The 21,510-nt window shown below is 64.1% G+C and carries 20 protein-coding genes; 14 read left to right on the top strand and 6 right to left on the bottom strand.

Annotated features, from left to right (window positions below):
- Positions 1 to 24 precede the first annotated feature (24 nt).
- Together AB0H22_RS00500 and gatB are read left to right on the top strand one after the other, a co-directional pair.
- Entirely contained in the window at positions 25 to 1,056 is a 1,032-nt protein-coding gene (locus AB0H22_RS00500) for an ATP-dependent 6-phosphofructokinase (RefSeq protein ID WP_180748226.1), read from the top strand.
- 100 nt (positions 1,057 to 1,156) lie between these two features.
- Complete coding sequence (gene gatB / locus AB0H22_RS00495; protein ID WP_358144058.1) at positions 1,157 to 2,656, top strand: Asp-tRNA(Asn)/Glu-tRNA(Gln) amidotransferase subunit GatB; 1,500 nt, start codon at positions 1,157 to 1,159, stop codon at positions 2,654 to 2,656.
- Here gatB and AB0H22_RS00490 read toward each other — a convergent pair whose 3' ends face one another.
- Positions 2,657 to 3,748, bottom strand: coding sequence for a PQQ-dependent sugar dehydrogenase (locus tag AB0H22_RS00490; RefSeq protein WP_255485576.1), 1,092 nt, complete (start codon positions 3,746 to 3,748; stop codon positions 2,657 to 2,659).
- Positions 3,749 to 3,920: 172 nt separating this feature from the next.
- On the opposite strand from AB0H22_RS00490, the gene AB0H22_RS00485 reads away from it, so the two are divergent.
- Together AB0H22_RS00485 and AB0H22_RS00480 are read left to right on the top strand one after the other, a co-directional pair.
- Positions 3,921 to 4,727 carry a DoxX family protein gene (locus tag AB0H22_RS00485; protein ID WP_358144055.1) on the top strand — a complete coding sequence of 269 codons (807 nt, stop codon included), beginning with the start codon at positions 3,921 to 3,923 and terminating at the stop codon, positions 4,725 to 4,727.
- 183 nt (positions 4,728 to 4,910) lie between these two features.
- Positions 4,911 to 6,608, top strand: a complete 1,698-nt coding sequence (locus tag AB0H22_RS00480) for an APC family permease (RefSeq protein ID WP_180748221.1) — start codon at positions 4,911 to 4,913, stop codon at positions 6,606 to 6,608.
- A gap of 4 nt (positions 6,609 to 6,612) precedes the next feature.
- Here AB0H22_RS00480 and AB0H22_RS00475 read toward each other — a convergent pair whose 3' ends face one another.
- Positions 6,613 to 7,785 carry an FAD-dependent monooxygenase gene (locus tag AB0H22_RS00475; RefSeq protein ID WP_358144053.1) on the bottom strand — a complete coding sequence of 391 codons (1,173 nt, stop codon included), beginning with the start codon at positions 7,783 to 7,785 and terminating at the stop codon, positions 6,613 to 6,615.
- Between the two features lie 153 nt (positions 7,786 to 7,938).
- On the opposite strand from AB0H22_RS00475, the gene AB0H22_RS00470 reads away from it, so the two are divergent.
- Positions 7,939 to 8,325, top strand: a complete 387-nt coding sequence (locus AB0H22_RS00470) for a MarR family transcriptional regulator (RefSeq protein WP_358145963.1) — start codon at positions 7,939 to 7,941, stop codon at positions 8,323 to 8,325.
- 3 nt (positions 8,326 to 8,328) lie between these two features.
- Here the strand turns inward: AB0H22_RS00470 and AB0H22_RS00465 are convergent, their stop codons facing one another.
- Entirely contained in the window at positions 8,329 to 9,804 is a 1,476-nt protein-coding gene (locus tag AB0H22_RS00465; RefSeq protein WP_180748219.1) for a gamma-aminobutyraldehyde dehydrogenase, read from the bottom strand.
- A 111-nt stretch (positions 9,805 to 9,915) separates the two neighbouring features.
- On the opposite strand from AB0H22_RS00465, the gene AB0H22_RS00460 reads away from it, so the two are divergent.
- Genes AB0H22_RS00460 through AB0H22_RS00450 form a run of 3 tightly spaced genes read left to right on the top strand, consistent with a single transcriptional unit; the run spans position 9,916 to position 13,033 of the window.
- Positions 9,916 to 10,422 (top strand): Lrp/AsnC family transcriptional regulator, encoded by a 507-nt coding sequence (locus AB0H22_RS00460; protein ID WP_180748218.1) that lies wholly within the window; start codon positions 9,916 to 9,918, stop codon positions 10,420 to 10,422.
- Positions 10,419 to 11,804 (top strand): aspartate aminotransferase family protein, encoded by a 1,386-nt coding sequence (locus AB0H22_RS00455; protein ID WP_180748217.1) that lies wholly within the window; start codon positions 10,419 to 10,421, stop codon positions 11,802 to 11,804. Before AB0H22_RS00460 ends, AB0H22_RS00455 begins: the two co-directional genes overlap by 4 nt.
- Before the next feature lie 2 nt (positions 11,805 to 11,806).
- A complete protein-coding gene (locus AB0H22_RS00450) occupies positions 11,807 to 13,033 on the top strand; it encodes a saccharopine dehydrogenase C-terminal domain-containing protein (protein ID WP_358144049.1) in 1,227 nt (408 codons plus the stop codon).
- Here AB0H22_RS00450 and AB0H22_RS00445 read toward each other — a convergent pair.
- Positions 13,030 to 13,383 (bottom strand): PH domain-containing protein, encoded by a 354-nt coding sequence (locus AB0H22_RS00445; protein WP_255485691.1) that lies wholly within the window; start codon positions 13,381 to 13,383, stop codon positions 13,030 to 13,032. The genes AB0H22_RS00450 and AB0H22_RS00445 overlap by 4 nt on opposite strands.
- Before the next feature lie 370 nt (positions 13,384 to 13,753).
- Here AB0H22_RS00445 and AB0H22_RS00440 point away from each other — a divergent pair, with 370 nt between their 5' ends.
- From AB0H22_RS00440 to AB0H22_RS00415, 6 genes are all read left to right on the top strand, one after another.
- Entirely contained in the window at positions 13,754 to 15,583 is a 1,830-nt protein-coding gene (locus tag AB0H22_RS00440) for an acetolactate synthase large subunit (protein ID WP_180748214.1), read from the top strand.
- Positions 15,580 to 16,083: an acetolactate synthase small subunit gene (gene ilvN, locus AB0H22_RS00435; RefSeq protein ID WP_078323958.1), complete on the top strand. Its 504-nt coding sequence runs from the start codon at positions 15,580 to 15,582 to the stop codon at positions 16,081 to 16,083. Before AB0H22_RS00440 ends, ilvN begins: the two co-directional genes overlap by 4 nt.
- Before the next feature lie 47 nt (positions 16,084 to 16,130).
- Positions 16,131 to 17,132, top strand: a complete 1,002-nt coding sequence (ilvC, locus tag AB0H22_RS00430) for a ketol-acid reductoisomerase (RefSeq protein WP_180749657.1) — start codon at positions 16,131 to 16,133, stop codon at positions 17,130 to 17,132.
- Between the two features lie 247 nt (positions 17,133 to 17,379).
- On the top strand, positions 17,380 to 17,997 hold the full coding sequence (locus tag AB0H22_RS00425) for a TetR/AcrR family transcriptional regulator (protein WP_358144045.1): 618 nt from the start codon (positions 17,380 to 17,382) through the stop codon (positions 17,995 to 17,997).
- A 92-nt stretch (positions 17,998 to 18,089) separates the two neighbouring features.
- Positions 18,090 to 18,365 carry a hypothetical protein gene (locus tag AB0H22_RS00420; protein WP_358144043.1) on the top strand — a complete coding sequence of 92 codons (276 nt, stop codon included), beginning with the start codon at positions 18,090 to 18,092 and terminating at the stop codon, positions 18,363 to 18,365.
- Positions 18,366 to 18,883: 518 nt separating this feature from the next.
- Positions 18,884 to 19,315 (top strand): DUF2752 domain-containing protein, encoded by a 432-nt coding sequence (locus AB0H22_RS00415; protein WP_180748212.1) that lies wholly within the window; start codon positions 18,884 to 18,886, stop codon positions 19,313 to 19,315.
- Positions 19,316 to 19,319: 4 nt separating this feature from the next.
- Here AB0H22_RS00415 and AB0H22_RS00410 read toward each other — a convergent pair whose 3' ends face one another.
- Both AB0H22_RS00410 and AB0H22_RS00405 read right to left on the bottom strand, forming a co-directional pair.
- On the bottom strand, positions 19,320 to 20,366 hold the full coding sequence (locus tag AB0H22_RS00410; RefSeq protein WP_180748211.1) for an oxygenase MpaB family protein: 1,047 nt from the start codon (positions 20,364 to 20,366) through the stop codon (positions 19,320 to 19,322).
- A 101-nt stretch (positions 20,367 to 20,467) separates the two neighbouring features.
- The gene (locus AB0H22_RS00405; RefSeq protein ID WP_180748210.1) at positions 20,468 to 21,433 is read right to left on the bottom strand and encodes a helix-turn-helix domain-containing protein; all 966 of its coding nucleotides are present in this window, start codon (positions 21,431 to 21,433) and stop codon (positions 20,468 to 20,470) included.
- Positions 21,434 to 21,510 lie beyond the last annotated feature (77 nt).

Below are 21,510 nucleotides of genomic sequence, written 5' to 3'. Positions count from 1 at the left end.
CGCAGTCGCGGGCATGATGGGGCTATGCGTATCGGAGTGCTCACCGGTGGCGGAGACTGTCCCGGACTCAATGCCGTCATCCGTGCGGTGGTACGAACCTGTGCCAACCGCTACGACTCGCAGGTCGTTGGTTTTCAGGACGGCTGGCGGGGTCTGCTGGAGAACCGGCGTATTCAACTGGCCAACGATGACCGCAATGACCGGCTGCTCACCAAGGGCGGCACTGTGCTCGGCACCGCGCGTACCAACCCCGACACGTTGCGGGCCGGGCTGCACCAGATCAAGCAGACCCTCGACGACAACGGGATTGACGTGCTCATCCCTATCGGCGGGGAAGGCACGCTGACGGCGGCCAGCTGGCTCGCCGACGAGAACGTACCCGTGGTCGGTGTGCCCAAGACCATCGATAACGATATCGATTGCACTGATGTCACTTTCGGGTTCGATACGGCGCTGACCATCGCCACCGACGCCATCGACCGGCTGCACAGCACGGCCGAATCCCACCAGCGGGTCATGCTGGTAGAGGTGATGGGCAGGCATGCGGGGTGGATCGCGCTGCACGCCGGGCTGGCCTCCGGTGCGCATATGACGTTGATCCCCGAAGTGCCGTTCGACGTGGAAGAAGTGTGTCGCCTCATCAAAGGCCGCTTCCAGCGCGGGGATTCGCATTTCATCTGTGTGGTGGCCGAGGGCGCCAAGCCCGCCGAAGGGTCGATGGAGCTGCGTGACGGGGGAATTGACGAGTTCGGGCATCAGCGATTCACCGGGGTGGCCCAGCAGCTGGGGGCGGAGATCGAGAAGCGCATCAATAAAGAGGTACGCACCACCGTGCTCGGTCATGTGCAGCGTGGTGGTACCCCGACGCCGTTTGACAGGGTGCTGGCAACCCGATTCGGCGTGAATGCGGCTGACGCCGCCCATGCCGGGGAGTACGGGATCATGGTGTCGCTGCGGGGGCAGGAGATCGGGCGGGTGCCGTTGGCGGAGGCGACTCGGCAGTTGAAGCTGGTGCCGAAGAATCGCTACGAGGACGCCGCCGCGTTCTTCGGCTGAGGGGTCCTTGGCGAGCAGACGCTTATTGCACACGCCACCTGCGATTTGTGTGCAATAAGCGTCTGCTCGGCGCGTAAAGCCGACCCATTAGGATCGCAGCATGACTGAACTGTTGGACTACGACGACGTGTTGACCCGATACGAGCCGGTGCTCGGCATGGAGGTCCACGTCGAACTGTCCACGGCCACCAAGATGTTCTGTGGCTGCCCTACGGAATTTGGCTCCGAGCCGAACACCCAGATCTGCCCGGTCTGCCTGGGTCTGCCGGGCTCGCTGCCCGTCGTCAACGAGAAGGCCATCGAATCGGCCATCCGCATCGGGCTGGCGCTTAACTGTGAGATTGCCCCGTGGGGCCGGTTCGCCCGCAAGAACTACTTCTACCCGGACCAGCCGAAGAACTACCAGATCTCTCAGTACGACGAGCCGATCGCCTTCAACGGCTACCTCGACGTCCCGCTGGACGACGGGACCATCTGGCGGGTCCAGATCGAGCGTGCCCATATGGAAGAGGACACCGGCAAGCTGACGCATATCGGCAGTGAGACGGGCCGCATTTCGGGGGCCACCGAGTCTCTTCTGGACTACAACCGAGCCGGTGTACCGCTCGTCGAGATCGTCACCAAGCCCATCGAGGGCACGGGGGCGCGGGCACCGGAGATCGCTCGCGCCTATGTGACGGCGCTGCGAGACCTGTTGCGGGCTCTGGATGTTTCCGATGTGCGGATGGACCACGGGTCAATGCGCTGCGATGCCAACGTATCGCTCATGCCCGCCGGTGCCGCTGAGTTCGGCACCCGCACCGAGACCAAGAACGTCAACTCGCTCAAGAGTGTCGAGGTGGCGGTCCGCTATGAAATGCGGCGCCAGGCAGCGGTTCTCGACGCGGGTGACGAGATCATCCAGGAGACGCGGCACTTCCTGGAGCAGGACGGCAGCACCAGCGCCGGGCGGCGCAAGGAAACCGCCGAGGATTACCGGTACTTCCCTGAACCCGATCTCGAGCCCGTCGCACCAAGCGCCGAGCTGGTCGAGCGGCTACGCGGCACCCTTCCGGAGCTGCCCTGGTTGCGGCTGGGCCGCATTCAGCAGGAGTGGGGTGTCTCTGATGAGGTGATGCGCGACCTGGTGAACAACGGCGCCGTCGAGCTGGTGCAGGCCACCGTCGCTGAGGGGGCCGGCAGCGAGGAGGCCCGCTCGTGGTGGGGCAACTACCTTGTGCAGCAAGCCAATTCGCGTGAAGTCGACTTGGCTGCGCTTCCTATCACCCCGGCCCAGGTGGCTGCCGTCGTCGTGCTGGTCAACGACGGCAAGCTGTCCAACAAGCTGGCCCGGCAGGTGATCGATGGGGTGCTCGCCGGGGAGGGTGAGCCCGAACAGGTGATGACTGCCCGCGGACTGGTTATGGTGCGCGACGATTCGGTGATCCAGGCCGCCGTCGACGAGGCCCTGGCTGCCAATGCCGATGTCGCGCAGAAGATCCGCGATGGCAAGGTGGCGGCCGCCGGTGCCATCGTCGGCGCGGTGATGAAGGCCACCAAGGGTCAGGCCGACGCGGCGCAGGTCAAGGACCTGGTGCTCAAGGCCTGCGGCCAGAGCTAGCTAGTCCAGGTCGTCATTGGCGCGGGGGAATCCGCCGCCCTTCGGGAACAGCGGGAACACCACGTCCTCGGTGTCGGTGGCGGTACCGAAGTCCTTGTTGATGGAACCGCCCCAGACGTTGCCGTCGGCCGAGAGCTTCAGCGACCGCACGTGACCGTGCTGCTCCTTTTGGCGGAGCACCTCGGGATCGCCGGTGACCGCGCCGGTCTCGGGGTTCTGGCGCACCACCACCGTGGTCTGGTTGAACACCAGGTTGACCATCACCGAGTTGTCCAGTGCTGCGCATCCGGCCACACCAGGCTTGTCCGGCCAGTTCCACACCGTCGAGATCTTGCCGTCCTTGGTGAGCTTTTGCAGCCGGTCACCCGCGGGCGAGCGGTCGGTGACATACAGCGCGCCGTTGGCGGCATCCACACACATGGCGCCACCTTCGCCGATACCGGAAATCGCGGTCGTCGGCGGTACCTGGCCCAGCGTGGTGGGCTGCTCTAGGCGGATCACCTTGCCTGCCAGCGAGTTCGGGTCGTTTGCCGATCCGGGATTACCGGCATTGCCGGTTTGCACGACCAGAGTGGTGGGGCTGGTGAAAGCCAACGATCCCGCATTGCCGGTGGGGCCCTTGGGAATTCCGGTGAGGATATCCTTGGGCACATCTCCGTCGGCGACGCGAATCACCCGGTTGTCGGTGGGGGTGCTGATGTAGGCGTACATCAGCCGGTCCTGTTGGTACGAGGGGGAGAGCACGATATCGGACAGTCCGCCGTCCCCCGAGGGGTCGACGGGAATGACCGTCTTCACCTTCGGCTCGGCGCTCGTCGCGATCTCTTTGATGACACCGGTCGCGCGCTCGGCGACCAATGCGGTCTTGCCGTCACTGCCCATGATGAGCCCGCTGGTGGCTTCCAGGCATCCCTGCATCACGCCCTCGGCGGGGCACTGCTTGGGAAACGGCTTACCGGGCAGCGGCGGCGGCGGGGTGGTCGTGGTTTGGGCGACCCCACGCCTGGGAACCTCGGTAAACGGCTGATCCTGCGTGGGATTGAACCGCACACAACCCGATAGCAGCGTCACCGCTGCGGTTACCGCCGCCATCGAACCGACAATCAGTCTTTTCCCCGATGGCTCATTGGTCGGTCCCTTCACGGGATTTAGCCGGATGTCGCCGGCTCTGCGGCTCCGGCAGCGAATGAGCATGCCCGCAAGATTACGGACCTTACGGCGTTGCTCGCCACATTCGGGCCTCTAATGGACTTACTCTTGGGCCGTGACCGGTCATTCGGACGATCCACAGGTGTGGCGTAAGCCGCCTGAACTGGTCGACCCTGAAGATGATGTGCCGTCCGCCAACTATGGCGGCGACTTCGAGACCACGGCAATCCCGCATTATCAGGCGGAGAAGCTGACGAGCTCCCACGACGTGAAAGAGGTTGGACCGTTGTACGATCCAGCGCCGCTGCCCTATGCCGAACCTGCTACCACCCAGATATCTTCCGAGGCGGTGCAGGCACGACACGCTGCACCGTGGGGAAGCCAGGACCCGACGGGCGACCGTCGTGGCACCCAAGACCTGGGACTGTTGTTGCTGCGTGTCGGAGTGGGTGCGGTGCTCATCGCCCACGGGCTGCGCAAGGTTTTTGGCTGGTGGGGTGGGACCGGGCTCAACGGCTTTGAAGCGACTCTCGGAGATCGTGGCTTCAAATACGCCGACATCCTTACCTATGTCGGTGTGACGGCGGAGCTGGGCGCCGGGGTGCTGCTGGTTCTGGGCCTGCTCACGCCACTGGCGGGTGCGGCCGCGCTGGCCTTCATGGTGAATGTGCTGCTGTCCGACATGGTGGCGGACAAAGCGAATCGCTATGCGATCTTCTGGCCCGCGGGGCACGAGTTCGAGCTGCTGATGATCGTCGCGATCATTGCGGTGATCCTCGTCGGCCCTGGTCGGTACGGGTTTGACGCCGGACGCGGCTGGGCCCGCAGGCCGTTTGTCGGGTCCTTCGCCGCGGTGCTGCTGGGCTTGGGTGCTGCGGCCGCCATCTGGGTGTTCCTCAACGGAACAAATCCGCTGGCCTAACCATGTTTCTGCACCGATACGCGGTGTCGCACGTCAGTCAATTGCGAAATGCGTCGTAAACCGTAGTTTCGACGGCTGCTCAGCACTGCAGAGGCTGCTGCGTTAAACGGATTCCGATCATGTTGGGCGAAATCTCAACGGAAACCGTATTCTGCTCGCATTCGGCCGAGCGAGGAGACGCGCATGAGCTCAGACAGTGCAGTGGAGAGCAAGGGGCTCAAGGGCGGCGCGATGGGGCTGCTTTCCAGCGTCGTCGTCGGGCTCGCCTCTACGGCACCGGCCTACAGTTTGGCCGCCACCCTGGGGTTGATCGTCGCCAGCGGCGGCGCCCTGCTGGCCGGGGTCAAGGCGCCCGCCATCGTGCTGATCTCCTTTATCCCGATTTACCTCATCGCGGTGGCCTATCAGGAGCTGAACAAGGCCGAACCGGACTGCGGCACCACCTTTACCTGGGCGTCCCGGACCTTCGGTCCGATTGTCGGATGGCTCGGCGGCTGGGGGATCATCGCCGCCGATGTCATCGTGATGGCTAACTTGGCCCAGATCGCGGGCGCCTATTCGTTCACGTTTGTCGGTGATCTGGGGTGGACCGCGGCGGCCAGTCTGGCCGACAGCACCCTGTGGTCGACAGTGGCAGGCGTCCTCTGGATCGTGATCATGACGTACATCTGTTACCGCGGTATCGAAGTCTCGGTGCGCCTGCAGTACGCACTCTTGCTGGTCGAGATGGTTGTCCTGGTTGCCGTGTCGATCATCGCGTTGATCAAGGTCTACACCCATAACGCCGAGGCCTACTCGCTGCTGCCGTCGCTGTCCTGGTTCTGGCCCGGGGGTATGGACTTCGGCACGGTCATCGCACCCGCCGTGCTGACAACGATCTTCATCTACTGGGGCTGGGATACCGCGGTGGCATGCAATGAGGAATCCGATGACCCGGGACGCACGCCCGGGCGGGCCGCAGTGCTGTCCACGTTCCTGCTGCTGGCCACCTACGCGCTGGTGAGCGTGGCCGCCGTCGCCTTCGCCGGGGTGGGCACCGAGGGTATTGGGCTGGGCAATCAGGAGAACGCCGCTGACGTGTTCGCGGCCATCGGACCCGAACTCTTCGGGGATAGCTTCCTCGGGCATGTAGGGATGCTCCTGCTCTCGGCCTCCATCCTGACGTCGGCGTCGGCCTGCACCCAGACCACGATCCTGCCGACGGCCCGCACCACCCTGTCGATGGGTGTCTACAAGGCGCTGCCCGACTCGTTCGCGTCGATCCACCGCACGTATCTGACGCCAACCACCTCCACCGTGGCGATGGGTGCTGTCTCGATCGTCTGCTACGTGCTATTTACGATCATCAGCACCAACCTGCTCACCGCGCTGATCGGATCGGTCGGCCTGATGATCGCCTTCTACTACGGGCTCACGGGCTTCGCGTGTGTGTGGTTTTACCGCCGGACACTCGCGCAGAGTGCGCGCAATTTCCTGATGCGTGGTGCGATCCCCTTGCTCGGCGGAATCGCCCTTACGGTCATCTTCGCCTACGGGCTGATCCAGTACGCCAAGCCCGACTGGCTCATCGATGACGCCGGCAACAACGTCACTCTCTTCGGGGTGGGGGCCGTCGCGGTCGTCGGGATCGGTGCCCTGGTGCTCGGTGTCGTGGTGATGCTGCTCTGGCGGGTGGCCGCTCCACCGTTCTTCCAGGGGACGACGCTGCCACGGCGCAGTGCCGATCTGGTGCTGGCGCCCGCAGGACCCACCGCGCACTTCGGCTTACCTGACGCGGTTGAGGCGCAGCAGACCGTCATCGCCACCGATCTGTCCAATCTCCCGGAGGGGGAGGTGGCGTTGAATCCGCAGACGGGCGAGGAGTTCAGCCGGGACCGTTGACGCGCTAGCGTGCTGCCAAGGCCTCGTTGGCGGCGGCCGCGGCGTCATAGTCGGGGATCCAGTCGTCGGCCAGGATGGCGGTGAGCCCCTCGGCCTGCTGCTGCGGGCTGAGGTCGGTGGCGCGGTAGATGCGACCCGACTGTCGTGCGTTCTGCTGCACCCGGCTGGTGCGGTCGCGGCGCAGCGACTCGTAAAGCGCCAGCCGCCCGGGGATGTCGGTGTCTGATGCGTCCGCCAGCACGGTGGCCAGCACCACCGCGTCCTCGATCGACATATTTGCGCCCTGACCCAGATGCGGAGTCATCGGGTGAGCGGCATCGCCGATGAGCGTGATGCGATCGGTCGACCAGCACCGCAACGGCTTTCGGTCGTAGAGACCCCAGCGGAAGGTCTCGGTCATGGCCGCGACGACATGCCGCACCGGTTGGGCCCACTCGCCAAACTCGGCGGCCAGCTCCTCGACATCGCCCGGGGCAGTCCAGGATTCCTCCGCATCGAGATTGCTTGCGGTGAAGGCCACCACGTTGAGCATCTGGCCCCGCGAGACCGGATAGATGAGGAAACTGCGCCCGGGGCCGAGCCACATCTGCATGCAGTCCAGATCGACTGTGCCACCCAGACGTTCGACCGGGATCAAACCTCGGTAGGCCATGATGCCCTCGCTGGACAGCTCCACCGGCCCGGCGACGACGCGCTGCACTACCGAATGGATACCGTCGGCGCCCACGACGATATCGGCGCGTTCCTCGGATCCGTCGTCGAACAGAATGCGCACGCCCTCGGGCGTTTCAACGAGGTCCAGGCAGGAGCGGCCCAGTTCGACGGTGCCCTGCGGCAGGGCGCCCAGCAGTGCGGCCTGCAGCTGGCCGCGGTGCACGGGCAGCGAGGTCACGGGCCGGTCGGGGCTGACGGCGGGCCAGGCCGGCGGCATCGGGACGCTCTCGCCGTTCCAGGTGTGCCATGTCGAGCGGTGGATGGGGGCGCCGATGGCCCGCACCCGGTCCAGAAGACCGGCACTGTCGAGGGCCCGCAGACCGTTCTTGGCGATAACCACACCCGCGCCTGCCTCGCGCAATTGGTGTGCTTTCTCAAAGACTTTGACGTCGATGCCCTTGGTGCGCAACGCCACAGCGGTGGTCAGGCCGCCGATTCCCGCGCCGATGACTGCTACTCGCATGTGTCGGTCCCTTCGTCAGTTCTCCATAACGTTAGCATGCTAACTATTGTCATGCTAACGCGTTAGACTGCGGCGGTGTCAACGCGTCCGGATGAAGGTTTAGCGCAGGAGATCGAAGACTTGGTTGCGGCCACAGACGTCGTGTATTTCGCGATGCGCAGGGGGCGTACCTCGCCCACGGGCACGCAGGCCGGGCTGAGTCGGTCTCAGCTTGAGCTGCTGGCCGCACTGCTTGACCAGCGTTCGATGCCGGTCAGTCAGCTCGCCGCCACTGCCGGGGTGGCGGTGCCGACGGCAACCCGGGCGCTCAAGCAGCTGGAGGAGCGGGGCATCGTGCAGCGCGCCCGTTCTTCATCCGATGACAGGCTGGTCCTGGTGGGTCTGTCGGCGGCCGGGCGGGCACGGGTCAATAAGGCGCAGTCGGCCTTTCGTGCGGCTCAGCATGAGGTGTTCGCGGGGCTCTCCGGTGTTGAGCGCCGCGCGATCACCGAGAGCCTCACGAAACTTGCGGGCCTGATCAACGGCCGCCTGGACGAGTAGCCCCTAGCGCTTGGCAAATATCGTCCGGTGCCAATCTTTTTCGGCGGTGCCGGTGATATCGCTCATGACGTGCTTGATGGTGAGGTACTCCTCCAGGGAGTAGTCGGACATGTCCTTGCCGAAGCCGGACGCGCCGAATCCGCCGTGTGGCATCTCGCTGACTATCGGGATGTGATCGTTGATCCACACGCATCCAGCCTTGATGTCCCGCGAGGCCCGCTGTGCGCGGTAGATGTCCCGCGTCCACACCGAGGCGGCGAGGCCGTAGGCGGTGTCATTGGCCTGGCGCAGCGCGTCGTCGTCATCGGTGAAGGACCGCACGGTGAGCACCGGACCGAAGATCTCGTTACGGTAGGCCTCGGACGACTCCGCCACATCGGCGATCAGCGTGGGCCGGTAGAAGGATCCCGGTAGATCGGGAGAGGTTCCGCCGGTGACGATCCGGCCACCCTGTGTGGGGGCGCGGTCCACGATCTTCGACACCCTGTCGCGGTGTGCGGCCGAAATCAACGGTCCGATATCGGTATTCGGATCCATGGGGTCGCCGACGACGACCTTGTTCATCACCTCGCCAACCCCCGCGACGAAGTCGTCGTACAGGTCGTGGGCGACGATGGCGCGGGTTGCGGCGGTGCAGTCCTGGCCGGAGTTGATGATCGCTCCCGCGACCGCACCCTGGATCGCGGCGTCCAGGTCGGCATCGTCGAACACCACGAAGGGGGCCTTGCCGCCGAGTTCCAGTTGTGTGCGATGGCCGTGAATTGCCGCCGCCGCCATTACTTTTCGGCCGATTGCAGTGGACCCGGTGAAGGTCACCAGGTCCACGTCGGGATGTCCGGCGAGTGCGGCGCCGACATCATCGCCGCGCCCGGTCACGACATTGAGCACGCCCTCGGGCAGTTCGGCCTCGGCGGCCAGACGTGCCAAGGTCAAGGTGGTCAGCGGCGTCAGCTCACTCGGCTTGATCACCACCGTGCATCCCGCGGCCAGCGCGGGCAACACCTTCCATACGGCCATTTGCAGCGGGTAGTTCCATGGGCTGATGGTGGCGACCACCCCGGCTGCCTGTCGCCGGATGCTGGAGGTGTGATCGGCCGAGTATTCGGCCGTTGCCTTGCCCTCCAGATGTCTTGCGGCACCGGCGAAGAACTCGACGTTGTCGATGCTGCCGGGTACATCGAACTCGCTGGCCAGCCGCACCGGCTTGCCGGTCTGGGCGACCTCCTCGGCCACGAGCGTGTCGGCATCGGCGGTCATCGCGGCGGCCAGTTTGGCCAGGACCGTCGCGCGCTCGGCGGGTGTCGACGAGGCCCAACCGGGTCCCGCGGCTTTAGCCGCCGTCACCGCCGCATCCACATCGGCGGGGGTGGCCAAGGCCAGTTCCGCGACGACAGTGCCGGTCGCCGGATTGATCACACGGTGCGCTTCTCCGCTGGTCGTGACGGGGTGGCCATTGATCCAGCTGCTGGGAACGCTCACCTCGCCAACAGTATCGTGAATCCACGGATTCCATCGTCTGTAACCCATCCTCGGCGGTAATTCGTCGTAAATCATTGCGTTAGGCGATGGAATCCGTGCACAATCGACCTCGTGGCCAATACGACACGACGCTTGTTGCGCGTCGCCGATCCCGGTAACAGCTCCGCTGCCTTCCAGCTCGACGACGTCTCCAAGGCGATCGTCGAGGAGCTTCAGCAGGATGGCCGGCGTCCCTACGCCACCATCGGAAAGTCAGTGGGGCTCTCCGAAGCCGCCGTGCGTCAACGGGTACAACGCATGATCGATGCCGGCGTCATGCAGATCGTGGCGGTCACCGATCCCATGCAGCTCGGGTTCGCACGTCAAGCCATGATCGGCATCAAGTGCTCGGGTGACACCACCGAGGTGGCCGAGCGGCTGGCGGAAATCCAGACCGTCGACTACGTGGTGCTGACCGCCGGAACCTTCGACGCAATCGTTGAGGTGGTCTGCGAGGACGACGACGACCTGCTGGACCTGCTGAACAAGCAGATCCGCGCGGTGCCGGGGGTGACCTCCACGGAGACTCTGGTCTATCTGAAATTAGTTAAACAGCAATATAATTGGGGTACACGGTGACAACCGTCGATGTAGCACACGATATTTCAGGCGACCTGCAGGAAAAGGCGGCCCGCCATCTCTGGGGCCACTTCGCCCGGCACGGCGAGGGCATCACGCCACCCATCATCACTCGCGGCGAGGGGGTGACCATCTGGGATGACCGCGGCAAGAGTTACCTCGATGGTCTCTCCGGATTGTTCGTGGTGCAGGTCGGGCACGGACGCACCGAGCTGGCGGAAGCAGCGGCGCGCCAAGCCGAGAAGCTCGCCTTCTTCCCACTGTGGTCGTACGCCACCCCGACCGCGATCGAACTCGCCGATCGCATCGCCGGGTACGCCCCAGGTGATCTGAACCGGGTCTTCTTCACCACCGGCGGGGGAGAGGCGGTGGAAAGCGCGTGGAAACTGGCCAAACAGTTCTTCAAGCTGACTGGGAAACCCGGCAAGTACAAGGTGATTTCGCGCGCCATCGCCTATCACGGGACCCCTCAGGGGGCACTTGCCATCACCGGCCTGCCCGCGTTCAAGGCGCCGTTTGAGCCGTTGACCCCGGGTGGGTTCCGCGCACCGAACACCAACTTCTATCGCGCACCGGATCCGTATGCGCACGACCCCAAGGCATTCGGGCGATACTGTGCCGACAGGATCGCCGAGGCCATCGAATTCGAGGGGCCCGATACCGTCGCGGCGGTGTTCCTCGAGCCCGTGCAGAACGCGGGCGGTTGCTTCCCTCCGCCGCCGGGCTATTTCGAGCGGGTGCGCGAAATCTGCGATGAGTACGACGTGCTGCTGGTTTCCGATGAGGTGATTTGCGCCTTCGGCCGCATCGGATCGATGTTCGCCTGTGAGGATTTCGGGTACGCGCCGGACATCATCACCTGTGCCAAGGGCATGACATCCGGGTACTCGCCGATCGGAGCGATGATCGCCACCGACCGGCTGTTCGAACCGTTCAATGACGGTAAGACCACCTTCCCGCACGGATATACCTTTGGCGGACATCCGGTATCGGCCGCCGTGGCACTTGCCAATCTCGACATCTTCGAGCGCGAGGGGCTCAACGATCGGGTGCGCGAGAACGCGCCGGTGTTCCGCTCTACCCTGGAAAAACTCCACGACCTGCCGATCGTCGGTGACGTGCGTGGTGAGGGGTACTTCTACGGAATCGAACTGGTCAAGGATAAGCAGAGCAAAGCGACCTTCAGCAGTGAAGAAAGCGAAAGATTACTGCGCGGCTTCCTGTCCTCGGCGCTCTGGGAGGCGGGGCTGTACTGCCGGGCCGACGACCGTGGTGACCCGGTGATTCAGCTTGCGCCACCGTTGATTAGCGGGCCACGCGAGTTCGACGCGATCGAGGAGATCCTGCGGGGAGTGCTCACCGCGGCCTGGGCCCGGTTATAGACATGAGAGTCCTCATCGTGGGCGCGGGAGGAGTGGGCAGTGCGGCCGCGCTCATTGCGGCGCGCCGGGAGTTCTTCGAAACACTCGTGATCGCGGACTACGACATCGCGCGGGCGCAGGCTGTGGTCGATCGCCTCGGCGATCCCCGGTTCACCGCGGCCCGCATCGATGCCTCCTCGACCGAGGACGTCACGGCTCTGTGCCGTGAGCATCGAATCACGCATGCTCTCAACGCTGTTGATCCTCGATTCGTCATGAGCGTCTTCGAGGGATGTTTCGCGGCCGGGGTGACCTACCTCGATATGGCGATGAGCCTCTCGCATCGTCATCCGGACCAGCCGTACGAGCTGCCCGGGGTGATGCTTGGCGATGAACAGTTCGCCACCGCCGAAAAGTGGGAGTCTGCAGGGCTGTTGGCGCTCGTGGGCATCGGGGTCGAACCAGGGCTTAGTGACATCTTCGCGCGGTACGCCGCCGATCACCTGTTCTCCGAGATCGACGAGCTGGGCACCCGCGACGGATCCAACCTGGAGGTGCAGGGGCACCGATTCGCTCCGTCGTTCTCCATCTGGACGACCATCGAGGAATGCCTCAACCCGCCGCTGATCTGGGAACGCGATAAGGGATTCTTCACGACCGAACCCTTCAGCGAGCCAGAGGTTTTCGACTTTCCGGGAGGTATCGGACCCGTCGAGTGCGTCAACGTCGAACATGAGGAAGTGGTGCTCATGCCGCGCTGGGTGAACGCCCGGCGAGTGACCTTCAAATACGGCCTCGGCGCAGAGTTCATCAACGTGCTGCGCACATTGCATCTCCTCGGGCTCGACAGCACCGACCCGGTCAGTGTTCGTGCCGGAGGTGGCGATGCGGCCGTCAGCCCGCGTGATGTGGTGGCGGCGTGCCTGCCGGACCCGGCCGGGCTGGGGCATCTGATGCGCGGGGCCACCTGTGCCGGGCTGTGGGTGACCGGCACCGGTAAGGACGGCAGGCCCCGCGAGGTCTATCTGCATCACGTCGTCGACAACGAATGGACGATGGCGCGTGACGGCGCCCAATGCGTGGTGTGGCAGACCGCCGTCAACCCGATCGTGGCCCTGGAGCTGCTCGCCGAGGGTGCGTGGAGCGGTGCCGGGGTGCTCGGCCCCGAGGCGTTCGACAGCCTGCCGTTCCTCGATCGACTCAATACCTTCGGTGCCCCGTGGGGCATGCAGGAGCGTGCGGCCGCCTAGTCGCGGATGACGCCTTCATAGGGGTTCGGCACTCGGCCGTTACTGGCCGCCGACAGGATGGGCAGCGTCGAGAACGTCACGGCCGGCAGCCGTAGGCCGGTGCCGTCGGTGAGATTGGCCTGCGCCCAGGCGTGCTTGTCGAAGCTGAGCCCCTTCACATCGGTCCACGGCAACGTGCGGATGGATGTCAGCGTCCGCACCTGTACCGACTCGGTATCGACCGCCGTGAAGTACCTGACGACCGCGTAGGAGATGACGACCGGGATGACCAGCAGTGGCGCGAGGATCGGCTGGTACAGGACGAAGGTCAGGATGCCGAGCGCCAGAAACCCGGACATGAAATGCGCCATCGGCGATATGCGGATCACGGTGCGCTTCGTCGTCGATGAGCCGCTTGCGCGAAGAGGATCAGGCTCCGATGAGCCGCTTGCGCGAAGAGGATCAGGCTCCGATGAGCCGCTTGCGCGAAGAGGATCAGACTCGGCCATTCGCCCATTGTCCCTTATGGGGGCAATTTGACTCGGACCTCTAGAAACGACTACCGTGCCCGGTGTGAACAACCACACCTTGCTCGTAGTAATCGGTATGCGCGTCGACGCGTAGCCCGAGTCCAAGGCAACTCGCGCACACTCGACGCGCAACCCTCGTACAGCAGACCGCTGGCGGGGGTTTTTTGTTGCCATAGGTTTCACTACAGCCACAACAAGAGGACAGACCACGATGAGCGCACCTACGAAGCCCAAGCCAGCGGCGGCTCCTGAGCCCAATGTCGTCGCACCCCAGCGCGTCTCCGGCGCGCAGTCGGTAGTGCGGTCGCTTGAGGAGCTCGGTGTCGAGGTCATCTTCGGTATTCCCGGCGGTGCGGTCCTGCCCGTGTACGACCCGCTGTACGACTCGACCAAGGTCCGCCATGTCCTGGTGCGCCATGAGCAGGGTGCGGGGCACGCGGCAAGTGGCTACGCGCACGCCACCGGCAAGGTCGGCGTCATGATGGCCACCTCCGGTCCGGGCGCGACGAACCTGGTCACCCCGCTGGCCGATGCACAGATGGACTCCATCCCGGTGGTCGCGATCACCGGGCAGGTGGGCCGCAGCATGATCGGCACCGATGCCTTCCAGGAGGCGGACATCTCCGGCATCACCATGCCGATCACGAAGCACAACTTCCTGGTGTACAACGCCGAGGACATCCCGCGGGTCATGGCCGAGGCCTTCTACATCGCACAGAGCGGGCGTCCGGGGGCGGTGCTCGTCGATATCCCCAAGGATGTCCTGCAGGCGCAGACCACGTTCAGCTGGCCGCCGCAGATGTACCTGCCCGGCTACAAGCCCGTCACCAAGCCGCATGGCAAGCAGGTCCGCGAGGCGGTCCGGCTCATCACCGCGGCCAAGCGTCCAGTGCTGTACGTCGGTGGCGGTGTCATCCGCGCGGACGCGTCCCCGGAGCTCAAAGAGTTGGCCGAGCTGACCGGCATCCCCGTCGTCACCACCCTCATGGCGCGCGGCGCATTCCCCGACAGCCACCAGCTGCATATGGGTATGCCCGGGATGCACGGCACCGTCGGTGCGGTGGCCGCGCTGCAGCGCAGCGACCTGCTGATCACCCTGGGTGCACGGTTCGACGACCGGGTGACCGGGCAGCTGGAATCGTTTGCCCCCGATGCCAAGGTGATTCACGCCGATATCGACCCCGCCGAAATCGGTAAGAACCGTCACGCCGATGTGCCGATCGTCGGTGATGTGAAGAACGTCATCACCGAACTGATCGAGTCCATCAAGGCGGACCGCGCAACCGGCACTGCCACGGATCTGTCCGACTGGTGGGTGTACCTGGATGACCTCCGCACGCGGTACCCGCTGGGATACGACGCGCAGCACGACGGCAGCCTGGGCCCGGAGTTCGTCATCGAGACGTTGGGCCGGATAGCCGGACCCGAGGCGGTCTATGTGGCGGGCGTTGGGCAGCACCAGATGTGGGCCGCGCAGTTCATCAAGTACGAGAACCCGCGCACCTGGCTCAACTCCGGTGGTCTGGGCACCATGGGCTTCGCGGTTCCCGCCGCCATGGGCGCCAAGATGGCGCGGCCGGAGGCCGAGGTGTGGGCCATCGACGGTGACGGCTGCTTCCAGATGACCAACCAGGAGCTGGCCACGTGTGCCATCGAGGGCGTGCCCATCAAGGTGGCGCTCATCAACAACGGCAACCTGGGCATGGTCCGTCAATGGCAGACCTTGTTCTACGACAAGCGCTACTCGCAGACCGACCTGGCGACGCACTCGCGCCGCATCCCCGATTTCGTGAAGCTGGCCGAGGCGCTCGGCTGCGTCGGATTGCGTTGCGAGCGTGAAGAGGACGTGGCCAAGGTGATTGAAGAGGCGCGTGCCATCAACGATCGCCCGGTGGTCATCGACTTCATTGTCGGTGCCGACGCGCAGGTGTGGCCGATGGTCGCGGCCGGCACCAGCAATGACGAGATCATGGCGGCCCGGGGCATCCGGCCGCTGTTCGACGACGACGATATCGCGGCTCCCGCGGAGGGACAGGAATGACAAGTACCCATACTCTGAGCGTTCTGGTCGAGGACCGTCCCGGCGTGCTCGCTCGTGTCTCCGCGTTGTTTTCTCGTCGTGGCTTCAACATCGCCTCGCTGGCGGTGGGGCCGACGGAGCTCAAAGGCATATCGCGCATGACAATCGTCGTCACCGTCGACGATTTTCCGCTGGAACAGGTCACCAAGCAGCTCAACAAGCTCATCAACGTGATCAAGATCGTCGAACAGGACGAGGCCAATTCGGTGGCTCGTGAGCTGGTGCTCGTCAAGGTGCGCGCCGATGCGACGGTGCGCGCACAGGTGATCGAAGTGGTGAACCTGTTCCGCGCGAAGGTTGTCGATGTGTCGCCGGAATCGGTGACCATCGAGGCGACGGGCACCCAGTCCAAGCTGGATGCACTGATGCGGATGCTCGACCCGTACGGTATTCGGGAGATCGTGCAGTCCGGTGTGGTCGCGCTATCGCGTGGCCCGCGGTCCATCGCCGCCGCCAAATAAGATCTGATTTTAAAAGGTAAGAAGGGAAAAGCACTGTGGCAGTTGAGATGTTCTACGACGACGATGCGGACCTGACCCTCATTCAGGGGCGCAAGGTTGGTGTTATCGGGTACGGCAGCCAGGGGCACGCGCACTCGCTGAGCCTGCGTGACTCCGGCGTTCAGGTGAAGGTCGGTCTGCGTGAGGACTCCAAGTCCCGCGAGAAGGTCACCGAGCAGGGCCTCGAGGTCGACACCCCCGAAGAGGTCGCCAAGTGGGCCGACGTGATCATGGTGCTCGCGCCCGACACCGCGCAGGCCGAGATCTTCAAGAATGAGATCGAGCCGCATCTGAAGGACGGCGATGCGCTGTTCTTCGGCCACGGGCTGAATATCCACTTCGGTCTGATCAAGCCTCCGGCCAATGTCACCGTCGGAATGGTCGCCCCGAAGGGCCCAGGCCACCTGGTTCGCCGGCAGTTCGTCGATGGCAAGGGTGTGCCCGCGCTCATCGCCGTGCACCAGGACCCCAAGGGTGAAGGCCAGGCGCTCGCGCTGTCCTACGCCAAGGGCATCGGTGGGACCCGGGCCGGCGTCATCAAGACCGACTTCAAGGAAGAGACCGAGACCGACCTGTTCGGTGAGCAGGCTGTGCTCTGCGGTGGCACCGAGGAACTGGTCAAGACCGGTTTCGAGGTCATGGTCGAGGCCGGGTACGCCCCCGAGATGGCGTACTTCGAGGTGCTGCACGAGCTCAAGCTGATCGTCGACCTCATGTACGAGGGCGGCATCGCCCGCATGAACTACTCGGTGTCCGACACCGCGGAGTTCGGCGGGTACCTCAGTGGTCCGCGTGTCATCGACGCAGGCACCAAGGAGCGGATGAAGGACATCCTCAAGGACATCCAGGACGGCACCTTCGTCAAGCGCCTCGTCGCCAACGTCGAGGGCGGCAACAAGGAGCTCGAAGGTCTGCGCAAGGAGAACGCCGAGCACCCGATCGAGGTCACCGGCAAGAAGCTGCGCGACCTGATGAGCTGGGTCGACCGGCCGATCACCGAGACTGCCTAGTCTCAATCGACGCAAAAGCCCCCGGCGCCCTTTGGTGTCGGGGGCTTTTGCGCGTAGGCCTCGGGCGGTGTCGTTGTCTCTCAGTGGGAATGGTGTCAATCGGCAGCGGGCCGCTCTCGCCGGATAACACAGGCAATCTGGCGGCCTACAAGGTCACAGCCCCGCTTACTCTGACGGAGCCCCTGCCTGTCCGGCAAGATGCACCAGATGATGCGATATCGGACGGAAAGGTGCGGGCTTCATAGATATGACATTTAGCGACGTTCAGCTTGCCCTGATTGACGCGGCTGAAGCGATCGTGGCCGAGAGTGGACTTTCCGCACTCTCATTGCGTAAGGCCGGATTACGAGCCGGGCAATACAACAACAGCGCTGTGCAGTATCACTTTGGAAGTCGCGAAGGGTTGGTTGCGGCAGTGTTAGAGGCCCGTTTGGGTCCGATTGACGAGGCACGATGTGAGATGCTCGCCGAGCTTGACGCGGCAGGTGACTACTCGGTACGCGATCTCATGAGAATTGTGGTTCTGCCGTTCACTCGGGCAGTCTCCGGTAAGCCCGGAAGTTGTTACGCACGTTTCCTGGCCCAATCTCTGCTCGATCCCAGCCTCGCCAAGATAGTTCTTAGCGGCCTTCAGTCCAGCAGTTCTGTCGAAGTGACCAATAGGCTCTCCGGCCGCACCGGCCTTTCCCGGATGTTAGAGGGATCTCGAACGCTATCGGCGTACGCGTTGATAATCGTCGCCATGGCGACTTGGGAAGCATTTCCCGATTCCGGTCCTGAAGTATCAGAGCTGGAAGATGATCTGGTTGAGAGGGCTACCGCAGTGATGTTGGCTCCCTCGAAGCGATCAAACATCGGGCCCTAGTTAGCCGATTCCGACTTGAGACGGAACCCCCGCTCGGGTCAGGGCGGGGGTTCCTCTCGGTACTCGTTTAAAGGGTCGGCGGACCGCTTGGTTTGGGCTTCTGGAATACGGGTCCGCCGCTGCCTGGTGTGCTGGGCTTTGGTGCGTTTACGGCGGCAGGTGCACCGGGTTTTGGACTGCTTACGCTCGGTGTATTGGGCTTCGCCGGCACCTGGGCGGTGACACTCGGCGCGCTGGGCTTCAGTACCGGGTTGCTGCTGTCCCTACCGTTTCGGAAGCCACTGTTTACCGGGCCGGTTGGAGCCAGGTTTCCCGGGTTGGTAACCGCGGGTGGCTTGGGGGCCGAAGAGGCCGCCCGGCGCGAATAGGCCCGGAGGTCTGGGTGCGCTTGAGGGTTTTGGTTTAAGGCCGGGGCTGTCGGCTGCATTCCGGCTTGGGCCCCAGCCTCCGATGCCTCTGCCCAAGGGTTTATCCCCGGGTTCATGGTGCCGCTATCGCCGGGGGCGGTGCTACCACCGGCTGCGGCATCGCTTGTTTCATCGTTGACGAGCCCGATGGCCGGCGTGGCCGGTGACTCACCGGCCGAAACGCAAATCAAGCCGGTGGCAATTAGCGCTGCCGCTGGGGCGGCACCGGCGACCGCGCGAAGGCGATGTCGAAAATTAGAATGAACATTCGGAAATGGCATGTGGGGCACTCTCCTTGGTGGACGAAACGACGCTGTTCTCCAATTCGGACGGTATGTTAAGACGAGTGTCTTGATTGCGGTTTGATGAAATATCAGAAAAAACGGAGACGTCCGCATCGCATCGAGCTCGTGCCGGGGACTGGGGACAGCTCTGCGGATTGAGATCTCCTGCCGGGGTTCGGTGGATACTGGAACTCGATGACTGCGTCCCGCTCGACCTCCGTCGCCTCCCGGCTCGTTGCCCCCGCCGCAGTGGCGGGTATGGCGGCAGTGGGTTGCGCGGCAATATGGTTTGCGGACCCGACGACACCCGGGGGAGTGCTCCCGGGGTGCCCGTTCAAGGCACTGACCGGGCTCGACTGCCCAGGGTGTGGCGGCCTGCGCATGGTCTACTCGCTGATGCACGGGGACGTTCTCGGTGCACTGCGTTACAACGCGGTTGCGTTGGTGGCCTTGGGGTTTCTCGCGGTCTGCTTTATCGCGTGGACGCGCAGCCGCTGGCGGGAGGATGCCGATTGGAATCCGCCGTGGATAGGTGGATGGGTATCGACGGTCACCCTGGTGGTGTTCGTGGCGTGGTTCGTCATCAGGATGATTCCGATCGCGCCGTTCACCGCGCTGCGAGTGTGATGTCTTAGGCCGAGCGCTCCATGAGCTCGCGAGCATTCTCGCCCAGGGTAATTCCATCGTTGCCGATGAACAGGCGGGAGATCTCGCGGGCAATCGGTTCGATGGTGAAGGGGATGAACGCGGGCTGCGTCAGTCGCAGCAGCATGACCAACACCGGGTCGGCTATTCGGGGAATTCCCATATGGCGCCGCACCTTTGGTGGTACCACCGCAACCGAGGGGATAGCGGTGACCAGCGTGATCGCGGCCACCGCAGCCGCCGTCAACCCGCCAAAGCTGCGGGCGTTCCTGATCACCGACAACGCGAATCGCACACCGCCCGGCACGAACCCTTGCACCATCCGGTATTCGGATTCGATCGACTCGTAGTAGGCCGCTACCTCATCGGAGGTCACGGGCACCGTATCGGGATCGGCACCCATGAGCTCGGCGAACGCCTTGACCTCCGAAAAGAATTGGTCGCGTTCGCCTTTGGGTAAGCGGCGGGGGATCAGACGTCCAAGAGCGGGCGTGTTCTCGTAGATCCGCAGCGCCGCGTGCATGATCGTCACATGTGCAAAGAGAATCAGCGCCGGTCCCTGCGCATCGTAGGGCCGGTCGGTGCCGGGGATGACCCCCTTCATGTTTCGGTGGTAGTGGCGTAGGTGCGCGGCGAGGGCGTCGGCGCTGGCGGTGTCGCCGAAGATCATCGGTATCGGGACTCCGGCGGTGCGTTGAATGCGTTTGACGGTGTCATCGAAGTCGACCTGATTGTTCTTGCTCTTGGTAAACACCGGATCGTGGTTGATCTCGACGGCCTGCAGGCCTTCGTGGCTGCCCTCCAGGAGTGCCGTCACCAGGACGATCATCGGTGCGACCGAAGGATGCAGGAACACCTTCCAGGTCACCGAGTCCGGTCCGAAGTAGCCGTAGTCCGGGTGCCCGTCGGGGCCGGTGCGTTGACCGGCCGGGGTGGCGCCGTCCCCGCGTCGCCAAATTCGGGTCTGGTCGTCACCTCGTGGCGGCAGGCCCGCCGAACGCGGTGTCGTGGCGTGTGCGGCTGTGCTTGGCATCGTTGCCTCCAGGGAGCGGTTCGCGTCCTACAATGAGAACGTTAACAACTGCCGTTGTCAACAGTGGCGCGCGCATCTGTTACCGAAGTGCCTCCGGACGGCTACCGGCGGTTCGCGTCGATCAGGTCCAGGCCCAGCGCGGTGGCGTCGTGAATGACCGCTTTGCCGTCGCGGCGGCTCCGTACCAACCGCGCCTGCCGCAGCGCCGATGTGTGTTCGGACGCTGACGCGGGGCTGATACCGAGATGTCGGGCGATGTCGCCGGTGGTGTGCTCATCCGTCAGCACGCGCAGCACGGCCGCTCGGGTTGATCCGAGTATCGCTGCGAGCGGGTCGGATTCGGCGCCGACACCGATGGTCAAATCGATTGGTGCAGGGTAAGCCAAGACGATGGGTTGGTCGTCAAGTTCGCCGACTAATGGTGGCCCCGCCCAGAAGACGCTGGGCGTCAACACAAGGCCCCGCCCACGCAATGCGATGGTGTGACGTTGCGGGCTGTCGATCTCAAGGCAATCGCCTTTCCACCGGGCACCGGGGACCAGTGTGCCGAGTGTGCCTCGCACACCGTGGCGTGCCAGCGTGCGCCCTTGTCGGACAAGCTCAATCTGATGATTCGCCTGGATATCGGGCCAGTATGGCTCTAACACAGCCCTATATGCGCTTGTCGTCATGCGACCCAACGTCAACATGGCCTCGCGATCGCCTGCGAGGGCGTGCCGGAGATAGTGCGGCGCGCCGGCGCCTTCGGTGGGGCCGCGCCCGAAGGCGGCCAATTCTGCGTTCGCTTGTTGCTGATCCAGTTGTTGGATGGAATGCATACCCTCATCGAAATTGTCGCCCAGCACAGTTGGCGATAATGACCACGAAAAGTGGCTCACTACTGCCCGTCTCGGAGCCGCCGATATGGGGAATGCGGCCAGGGCCCGACAACGCCACCGCTCGCCCCACGGTGTGGAAACGCCTTGCCGCAGCGCACGTGTCGCAAACTTCATCTCCAACAAGGGGGCAGGCATAGGCAGAAATCGCGTTAAAGCGAAATCATCAGCGGTGAACATAAGTCGCAACACAGTGGCCTACGACCCGCTGAGAAACGCTTTGACGCGCATTCCAACACAATATGCCCTTACCTTCTACTGCACCCATG

Origin of the sequence: Mycobacterium sp. NPDC050853 (assembly GCF_040653875.1) — a bacterium.
Lineage (GTDB): Bacteria > Actinomycetota > Actinomycetes > Mycobacteriales > Mycobacteriaceae > Mycobacterium.
Note: the sequence above shows the minus strand (reverse complement) of the source record. Positions and strands in the feature narration are given on the sequence as shown.

Excerpts from the sequence above, each read along its gene's own strand:
- AB0H22_RS00500 (WP_180748226.1), top strand. The coding sequence starts at position 25 with ATGCGTATCGGAGTGCTCACCGGTGGCGGAGACTGTCCCGGACTCAAT.
- gatB (WP_358144058.1), top strand. The coding sequence starts at position 1,157 with ATGACTGAACTGTTGGACTACGACGACGTGTTGACCCGATACGAGCCG.
- AB0H22_RS00490 (WP_255485576.1), bottom strand. The coding sequence starts at position 3,748 with ATGGCGGCGGTAACCGCAGCGGTGACGCTGCTATCGGGTTGTGTGCGG.
- AB0H22_RS00480 (WP_180748221.1), top strand. The coding sequence starts at position 4,911 with ATGAGCTCAGACAGTGCAGTGGAGAGCAAGGGGCTCAAGGGCGGCGCG.
- AB0H22_RS00475 (WP_358144053.1), bottom strand. The coding sequence starts at position 7,785 with ATGCGAGTAGCAGTCATCGGCGCGGGAATCGGCGGCCTGACCACCGCT.
- AB0H22_RS00470 (WP_358145963.1), top strand. The coding sequence starts at position 7,939 with ATGCGCAGGGGGCGTACCTCGCCCACGGGCACGCAGGCCGGGCTGAGT.
- AB0H22_RS00450 (WP_358144049.1), top strand. The coding sequence starts at position 11,807 with ATGAGAGTCCTCATCGTGGGCGCGGGAGGAGTGGGCAGTGCGGCCGCG.
- AB0H22_RS00445 (WP_255485691.1), bottom strand. The coding sequence starts at position 13,383 with ATGGCGCATTTCATGTCCGGGTTTCTGGCGCTCGGCATCCTGACCTTC.
- AB0H22_RS00440 (WP_180748214.1), top strand. The coding sequence starts at position 13,754 with ATGAGCGCACCTACGAAGCCCAAGCCAGCGGCGGCTCCTGAGCCCAAT.
- ilvN (WP_078323958.1), top strand. The coding sequence starts at position 15,580 with ATGACAAGTACCCATACTCTGAGCGTTCTGGTCGAGGACCGTCCCGGC.
- ilvC (WP_180749657.1), top strand. The coding sequence starts at position 16,131 with ATGTTCTACGACGACGATGCGGACCTGACCCTCATTCAGGGGCGCAAG.
- AB0H22_RS00425 (WP_358144045.1), top strand. The coding sequence starts at position 17,380 with ATGACATTTAGCGACGTTCAGCTTGCCCTGATTGACGCGGCTGAAGCG.
- AB0H22_RS00415 (WP_180748212.1), top strand. The coding sequence starts at position 18,884 with ATGACTGCGTCCCGCTCGACCTCCGTCGCCTCCCGGCTCGTTGCCCCC.
- AB0H22_RS00410 (WP_180748211.1), bottom strand. The coding sequence starts at position 20,366 with ATGCCAAGCACAGCCGCACACGCCACGACACCGCGTTCGGCGGGCCTG.